The organism is Pseudoalteromonas sp. Z1A6, assembly GCF_011378745.1.
Classification (GTDB): Bacteria; Pseudomonadota; Gammaproteobacteria; order Enterobacterales; family Alteromonadaceae; genus Pseudoalteromonas; species Pseudoalteromonas arctica.
Map to the genome: position 1 here is coordinate 10118 of NZ_WTKW01000057.1, position 6245 is coordinate 16362.

General features: G+C 41.2%; 6 protein-coding genes and 2 tRNA genes. 3 read left to right on the top strand and 5 right to left on the bottom strand.

Going from position 1 to position 6245, the window contains the following annotated elements; genetic code table 11:
• Window positions 1-38 precede the first annotated feature (38 nt).
• The 4 genes from GQR46_RS05725 to dnaQ all read right to left on the bottom strand — a co-directional run bounded on the left by GQR46_RS05725 (window position 39) and on the right by dnaQ (window position 2410).
• Window positions 39-115: transfer RNA gene (locus GQR46_RS05725), tRNA-Asp, on the bottom strand.
• 27 nt (window positions 116-142) lie between these two features.
• A tRNA-Asp gene (locus GQR46_RS05730) sits at window positions 143-219 on the bottom strand.
• A 97-nt stretch (window positions 220-316) separates the two neighbouring features.
• Window positions 317-1687: a TIGR03503 family protein gene (locus tag GQR46_RS05735; protein ID WP_024608203.1), complete on the bottom strand. Its 1371-nt coding sequence runs from the start codon at window positions 1685-1687 to the stop codon at window positions 317-319.
• A gap of 9 nt (window positions 1688-1696) precedes the next feature.
• Window positions 1697-2410, bottom strand: a complete 714-nt coding sequence (gene dnaQ, locus GQR46_RS05740) for a DNA polymerase III subunit epsilon (RefSeq protein WP_007586004.1) — start codon at window positions 2408-2410, stop codon at window positions 1697-1699.
• A gap of 68 nt (window positions 2411-2478) precedes the next feature.
• Here dnaQ and rnhA point away from each other — a divergent pair, with 68 nt between their 5' ends.
• Window positions 2479-2943 carry a ribonuclease HI gene (gene rnhA / locus GQR46_RS05745; RefSeq protein ID WP_007378210.1) on the top strand — a complete coding sequence of 155 codons (465 nt, stop codon included), beginning with the start codon at window positions 2479-2481 and terminating at the stop codon, window positions 2941-2943.
• On the opposite strand, the gene GQR46_RS05750 is transcribed toward rnhA, so the two are convergent.
• Entirely contained in the window at window positions 2940-3713 is a 774-nt protein-coding gene (locus GQR46_RS05750) for a class I SAM-dependent methyltransferase (RefSeq protein ID WP_165740363.1), read from the bottom strand. The genes rnhA and GQR46_RS05750 overlap by 4 nt on opposite strands.
• 53 nt (window positions 3714-3766) lie before the next feature.
• Here GQR46_RS05750 and gloB point away from each other — a divergent pair, with 53 nt between their 5' ends.
• Window positions 3767-4540: a hydroxyacylglutathione hydrolase gene (gloB, locus tag GQR46_RS05755; protein ID WP_165735687.1), complete on the top strand. Its 774-nt coding sequence runs from the start codon at window positions 3767-3769 to the stop codon at window positions 4538-4540.
• A gap of 155 nt (window positions 4541-4695) precedes the next feature.
• On the top strand, window positions 4696-6245 hold a 1550-nt coding region (locus tag GQR46_RS05760), incomplete at its 3' end, for a LysM peptidoglycan-binding domain-containing protein (protein ID WP_165740365.1).

Sequence of the window (6245 nt, forward strand, 5' to 3'; positions counted from 1 at the left end):
ATAAGAATATGTTTTACAACCATACGTTGTGTAAGTGTTGGCGGAGTGGACGGGACTCGAACCCGCGACCCCCGGCGTGACAGGCCGGTATTCTAACCAACTGAACTACCACTCCAGCTTTTACTTACAAGTTTTACGAAAATGGCGGAGTGGACGGGACTCGAACCCGCGACCCCCGGCGTGACAGGCCGGTATTCTAACCAACTGAACTACCACTCCATATTTCCGTTGCTGTTTAGGTCTCCCTGACAGCGGCGTGAATAATACGAACCAACCCCTATTTCGTCAAGGGCTTTTTTGTTTTTTTATAGGTTTTTTAGTCATCTGTCATCGAAAGGTTTAAAATTTCACCTGATCTGTCATTTTTTGAGCCATTTTTACCGACTTGATTTTTTTCTGTGTCGGCAACATCACCTTCACTTGTTTTCTTTTTCTTTAAAAAAGGCAGCTTCACTTTAAATTTAATCGGTTTTTTCTGAACAAATATACGAATTAACAACCAACCGAGTAATAAAATGAGCGTATTGCAGCCTACAATTAAACTAATAATTGTAGATGTGGCCATTTTTTCTTCAACAGGCTCACTCTCAATCATTTTATCTGGCGTAATAATCGTTGCCGGATCAATTTCGGGCACCGCTTCTATGGGTCGTTCTATCTCAAATTTATACGTTGGTAGCGTTGCCATAAATTCACGACCATTAATATTAGTACCAAAAACAGACAGTTCAACACTATATCTACCCCAATCATAATTTTTAACACTAAGTTGTCGTGAGTCTTTAGCAGCAGCATCTATGGTAAACATTTGCTCTTCGTTATTGGGATAGTAGATTTTTCCCTGGATGATGACTGTTTCTGGCTTAACAATACTTGGGTCTATATTTATAGTTAGTAGATGCTCGTCTGTGTCTTGCTCTGCTAACGCGACTTCGGTTACAAAAGGCGGTTCGTGCACTTCTATTGTATTTTGCACAATGCGACGCTGCAGCAAAGGTGTCGCAACGTAAAGCTCTGGTGTCCATTCACCCGCAGGGAAATCTAAAGTAAACTCGCCGGTAAATACACCATCTTTAGGGCGTTCATCAAATCCACGTCCATCGTCTTTAAATTCAGCTACTTCTTGAATGCCTGCGCCAAAGTTAGCAAAGTTTTCATTGTTGGTACTTACAAAGTCAACATTAAGGCTAACAACATCTCTAAATAGGTTTGTGTTAATTGGCTCACCGTCATTTAGTATTTTTCCGGTAATTTTTATTGTCTCCCCCCTAAACAACATTGAAGGAAGAGGCTCTGCTTCAAGAGATATCTCGCCTAATACAACTATTCTGCTGTCGGGTAAAATACTGCCTATTACTTGCCAAGGACCTGCCATAGGTTTTTTTATGGTTACTAAATCGTAGCTGAGTTCGTCAAACCAATCTAAGTTAGGGTTTTTAACTGAGTCAGTAGCAAAGTACTTACTGCCATCGGGCCTCACTAAAATAACAGCAGGTGCACCTGATTTTCTAAAAAAAAGCAGTGTTATTTCATCTATTTTGCTATCTATGCGAAAACGATTATCAAGTAAAGGGATCTCATTTTGATGCCCATCGCGCTTGAGCACTTCTACTTGTTTTACGCCATATGCATTGCCAGTAAATAAACTAGCGGCACATAACGCTGTTACAAAATACATCGTTTTCATTAAATCGCCTTATTCAGCGCGCCATATGCACTGGCCGCCTTCTTTGTTTACAAGATCTAATCGTGCTTCGTGTGCGCTTTGCTCAGCGTCGCTTGCTCGTAATACAACTAATGGGGCTCTATCACTATTTAAACGCTTTATACCGCCCTTCTGTTGCTCGCTGCCGTCATCTTTATTTTGATTCAAATTTAGCTTTGTTTGACCACCCGTCATGGCAAGGTACACATCGGCTAAAATCTCAGAATCCAGTAGCGCGCCGTGAAGCGTTCGTTTACCGTTATCTACATCGTAACGACGACATAATGCATCAAGGTTGTTCTTTTGACCTGGATGCAAGTCACGCGCCATTTTAAGCGTGTCGAGAACTTGACAAAAAGTATCTGTTTTAGGGTAGCCCTGATTAAGCAGCGCAAATTCGTTATCCATATGACCAACATCGAACGGGGCGTTATGAATAACTAACTCTGCCCCTTCAATATAGTCGAAAAACTCTTGGGCAATTTGATGAAACAACGGTTTATCACGTAAAAATTCGTTAGTGATACCGTGAACGTCGATTGCTTCTTCTTCGCTTGGGCGTTGTGGGTTTATATAAACGTGAAAATTATTGCCTGTTAAACGGCGATTTACTAACTCCACACACCCAATTTCTATAATACGGTGCCCTTGTTTAGGGTCGATGCCGGTGGTTTCTGTATCTAAAACTATTTGTCTACGTGCCATATCGAATTTAGCCTGATTCTGGTATCTTTCTATAATCACTTTATTGTACATAAGATCAAGGTAAAACAGTGCAAAAAACCGTAGAGATTTACACCGATGGCTCATGTTTAGGTAATCCAGGCCCCGGCGGTTATGGTATTTTTATGATTTATAACGGCCACGAAAAAGAAATGAGCCAAGGTTATAAACTCACAACGAATAACCGAATGGAAATGCTCGCGGCTATTGTAGCCCTAGAATCACTCACACGAGAATGCGAAGTAAATCTAACAACCGATAGCCAATATGTTAAGCAAGGTATTGAATCGTGGATCACTAACTGGAAAAAACGTGGCTGGTTAACATCAGCTAAAAAGCCGGTTAAAAACGTCGATTTATGGAAACGCCTAGATAAAGCCTGTAGCGAGCACAATGTAACCTGGAAATGGGTTAAAGGGCATAGCGGCCATAAGTACAACGAAATAGTTGACGATTTAGCACGCGATGCCGCTGGCAGTAAAGATTTACTAGAAGATGTAGGCTATCAGCCTTAACGATTATTTTCTTGGTCGCACGTTTTGTAATGCTGCTTTGACGTTTGTCTAAGCCCTGCCCCTTTTACTGGTGCAAACTGCGGCCTTGCATGCCACTTAGGTTTTATTGGCGTAAGTGGCGCAACTCTTTTTCGTGCCACCAGCATATAAACACTGCCCATCGGTTTTAAATACTGTTTAGCAAAGGTACGCCAAAACTCAAACCTTGATAGCCTATTACCTCTTGCCAGTGATGAATAAATAAAACGTTCGTCACTTACAATTTCAAAACCAAGTAAGTTTAGCCAATCTTTAACCCTCGCAGGGGTAAAAAAGCGCCCCGTCCATGGTAATTTCTGACCACTAAAAGGCAGCATTTGTGCAAGTCCGCACAAACTAAACGGGTTAAATCCCGTAATTACTATATAGCCGCCCGGAATAAGTGTGCGATGTGCTTCTCGTAAAATGTGATGTGGGTCTGAATGATACTCTAAGCAGTGACTTAGTATGCAGGCATCAATACTGTGCTCGTAAAATGGCAGTTCATCTATGTCAGCAACTACCCCAGTGTAAGGCCCAGGCTCTGCAACACACACTTGGTGTTTAATCGTACTTATACTTGTATTTAATTCGCCACTTAAATTACCTAGCTTAAGCATATGATAGCCAAACATACGCGGCAGCCATTGCTCCATTTTGCGTTCAATATCTTTGCGCAAATAATCCCCATGAGGAAACTGTTGCCACGACAGTGGTTTGGGTCCTTCTTGAAAACTAAGGGCTGGTTTCATTTTTTGAGCTCGTTATACTATGCGGTAAGTGTCACTTTATAGAGCAATTTACCATGGTGCAAGTCAAAGCAATTAAAGCCTTTTCTGATAATTACATTTGGTGTTTAACTACCGATAATAGTAACCAAGCATGGGTAGTCGATCCAGGCCAAGCACAGAGCGTATTAGCGTATCTAGCTGAGCACAAACTAACGCTTGGTGGTATTTTAATTACGCATCATCACTACGACCACACTGATGGCGTAGCTGCATTAGTTGACGCCTATCCAGATATATCGGTTTATGGCCCCGCAAATAGTCCATTTAAAGGCATCACTCACGCACTCACTGATGGTCAAAGCATCAGTGTGCTTAATATTAACTTTAATATTTTGGCAACTCCTGGGCACACGCTTGATCATATTTGCTATACAAATGATGAACTTGCTTTTACAGGCGATACATTGTTTAGCGGTGGATGTGGGCGCTTATTTGAAGGCACGCCAAAGCAAATGTGGGAATCGTTTAATAAACTAAGAGAGCTGCCTGCAAGCTGCAGTGTGTATTGCACGCACGAATACACGCAAGCTAATCTTGCCTTTGCCAAAGCGGTTGAACCACGTAACCCAGAACTCCTTGCGTACAGTAAAAAAGTAGATGAATTACGCAGTAATAACCAAATTTCCCTACCCACTTCTATTGGACAGGAGCTAAAAATAAATCCATTTATGCGTAGCGATTTGCCAACCATTACAGAGTTAGTGCCAGAAAAATTCATCTCGGTTACAAAAAACAATGAACCTTGGGGAAACTTTGCTAGTCTGAGACAGTTCAAAGACAATTTTTAATGCACAAACTAATACTTTAATATTTATTTTATTAGAATCATTAACTTAAGATATAGTGATGATTCTATTTCTGCGTTTTAAAAAGTCATTAAGTGGCAATGTTAACTCATAACAGGTAGTATTCGCCGAGTTTTTTACCCGATGTATTGGTATTTATGAATAAATCTCCCCTATTAGTAGCCTTGGCGTTAGCGCTAAGTGGTTGTCAAACTGTGACAACTCTAGACTCAGACTCTCAAGTCGCCACGCAAGCAAACCAACAACTCGAAGGCGCAAGTCCTAACGACATTAACAATGCATTGATGGTAAACGCACAATATCAGCAAGTTGACCCTGATGAGCAAGAAGCTCCCGTGTTTGATGATGTATGGGAGCGAATTCGCTACCAACTTTCTATCGAAATACCGCAAAACCGCCCTGTTGTTACTGAACGTAATTATTACGCTCGCCACCAAGCCTATTTAGATCGTATTTCTAAACGTGCAGAACCTTACTTACACTTTATAGTTGAAGAAGTAGAAAAGCGCGAAATGCCAATCGAAATTGCACTACTGCCTATTGTAGAAAGTGCATTTGACCCGTTTGGTTATTCTAATCGCAGCGCATCGGGCATTTGGCAGTTTATGCCTGCAACCGGTGAGCGATTCGATTTAAAACAAAACTGGTGGTACGACGGTCGTCGCGACATAGTGCAGTCGACTCGCGCAGCACTTGACTACTTATCGTATTTACATAAAACACTTGAAGGCGATTGGCTAAATGCGATTGCTGCTTACAACTCGGGTGAAGGGCGCTTGATGCGCGCTATTAAAAAGAATCGTAAAAAGCATTTACCTACCGATTTTTGGTCTCTTGATTTACCTAGCGAAACAACAGCCTACGTACCAAAGTTATTAGCACTTGCCGATTTATTAAAACGCTCAGATGATTTTAACGTTACATGGCAACCAGTAATTAATGCACAAGTGGTTGAAGTGGTTGATGTTGGCTCGCAAATAGATTTAGCGCTTGCTGCTGATATGGCTGATATGACGCTTACTGAGCTATACAGATTAAACCCTGGTTTTAACCGCTGGGCAACTGATCCTAACGGACCACACTCTTTATTATTGCCCGTTGACAAAGCAGAGCAATTTAGCCAAAAACTAGCAAACACCGATGTTAAAAACAGATTACGCTGGCAACGTTATATTGTGGCTCGAGGCGACAGCTTATCGGTCATATCTAAAAAGTTTACAACTAGCTCAAGTGCAATCCGATCGCTTAATAAACTCAAATCAAATACGATTAAAGTAGGCCAAGAATTATTAGTCCCCCTTACTGATGGCGCTATAAATAGTGAACATTTACCAAAGCAAATGCGCTTAGCTGCTAATAAAGCAACTCGCACAAAGCTTTCGCACACAGTTAAAAGTGGCGATACGTTATGGGACATTAGCCGTGAATATGACGTAACTATGGATGAGTTAGCTAAATGGAATAAGCTAAAGAAAAACTCTGTTCTGCGCCTAAATCAAAAACTAACGGTTTATAAGTCAGCTAATAAACCACAAGCAACGGCAAGCACCAACCGTACTATTACATACAAAGTACGCCGAGGAGATTCACTAGCACGTATTGCGTCTAAATTTAATCTAAGCGTTAACGAAATTATTAAGTGGAATAATTTAGCAGGTCAAAAATACTTACAACCTGGCCAAAAGCT

What these genes read in the sequence shown, in the direction of transcription:
- GQR46_RS05750 (WP_165740363.1), bottom strand. Translation starts at nt 3,713, where the DNA reads ATGAAACCAGCCCTTAGTTTTCAAGAAGGACCCAAACCACTGTCGTGG.
- gloB (WP_165735687.1), top strand. Translation starts at nt 3,767, where the DNA reads ATGGTGCAAGTCAAAGCAATTAAAGCCTTTTCTGATAATTACATTTGG.
- dnaQ (WP_007586004.1), bottom strand. Translation starts at nt 2,410, where the DNA reads ATGGCACGTAGACAAATAGTTTTAGATACAGAAACCACCGGCATCGAC.
- GQR46_RS05735 (WP_024608203.1), bottom strand. Translation starts at nt 1,687, where the DNA reads ATGAAAACGATGTATTTTGTAACAGCGTTATGTGCCGCTAGTTTATTT.